Origin of the sequence: Pseudomonas sp. GM50, assembly GCF_000282375.1 — a bacterium.
Classification (GTDB): domain Bacteria; phylum Pseudomonadota; class Gammaproteobacteria; order Pseudomonadales; family Pseudomonadaceae; genus Aquipseudomonas.
Window position 1 is genome coordinate 1 of the sequence record NZ_AKJK01000035.1, and the last position, 1,378, is coordinate 1,378.

Annotated in this window: 1 protein-coding gene; it reads left to right on the top strand. The window is 60.2% G+C overall.

The window, feature by feature from the left end:
- Nucleotides 1-153 precede the first annotated feature (153 nt).
- Nucleotides 154-1,378 (top strand): RHS repeat domain-containing protein (locus tag PMI30_RS23945; protein WP_008006926.1); only part of this gene is annotated, 1,225 nt, incomplete at its 3' end.

Genomic DNA, 1,378 nt, shown 5'->3' on the forward strand with positions numbered 1-1,378 from the left:
GGAAAAAGCGTTTTAAGCGGTCAGGCACGGGGCGAAGTCGATGACGGTACCTGTTAGTTCTGACAGTTGACCGACGAGGCTGAAAAAGCGAATAAATGTCTCTTGCATATTCTCCGGCTTGCTTGCGCACAGCCGATGCCGAGACTGAACGCCATGCACCGAGACACACCGACACTTGCAGTGATTGAGCCACGTGGCGTTTCGGTGCGGACTGTCGCTTATCATCGGCAGTCGAGCACGCAGACTCCCCGGGCCCACATCACTCAGCACACTCTCGACCTCGCGGGACGTACCAGCCACAGCCGTGATCCACGGCTGTTTGCTCTGCATCAAGACGACGAATCGACACGCCCCAATCAAACCACGCTCACCAGCCTGTCGGGCCGCGCGTTGCTGTCCAACAATGTGGATGCCGGTTGGCGACTGAGCCTGACCGGTGCAGCCGATCAGGCGCTGGAGAGTTGGGATGAGCAACTCAACCACCAGCGGTTTGTCTACGATTCACTGATGCGTCCGCTGTTCGGTTTCGAGCAGGTGGTAGGTGAAGCGCAACGACGCACCCTTTGTTTTTCCTACGCCGACGCCAGCACCGAATCCGCCCGGCATAACCGCTGCGGCCAGTTGATCCGCCATGACGATAGCGCCGGCACTCAGCACTTCAGCGAGTTCAGTGTCCTCGGCGCGTTGCTTGAGCAGTCCCGCCGCTTTCTTGAAAGTCCCGAAATCCCCGATTGGCCAGTGCCCGAAGCTGAACGCGATCAGCTGCTGGAACTTCAGGAGGCGGTCACGCGCGCAGGCTGCAACGCCGTCGGCGAGTTGATCGAACACATCGATGCCTTGGGCAGCGTGCAGTCCTTGCGTCAGACCGTGGCCGGAGAGTTGTACGAAACCCGCGTGACACTGGCCGGTGACGTGACGCCAACCACTCTGGTCAGTCAGATTCAATACAACGCCTTCGGACAGATCGAGCATCAAACAGCCGGCAATGGTGTGGTCACCCACGCGACATTCGATCCGGCTGACGGGCGCTTGAAGACCCTGCTCGCGCAAGTGCCGGGGGCGTCGGCGCTGCAGAATCTGACCTACACCTACGATCCGGTGGGCAATCCGGTGCGCATCAGTGACGATGCCCAGCCCATTCGCTATTTCCGTAATCAACGGATCGCCGCCATCAACACCTACGGGTATGACACCCTCTATCGACTCATCGAGGCTCGCGGCCGGCAGCGGATCAACGCATCAAGCGGGCCTGGGTTGCCCGAGTTCGTCTCGTTGCCCGATGCGAATCAGTTGGAAAACTACCGGCAGACTTTTGACTACGACGCGGGCGGCAACCTGGAAACCCTGCACCACAGCGCCGACAGCGGCAGCGGCAGCC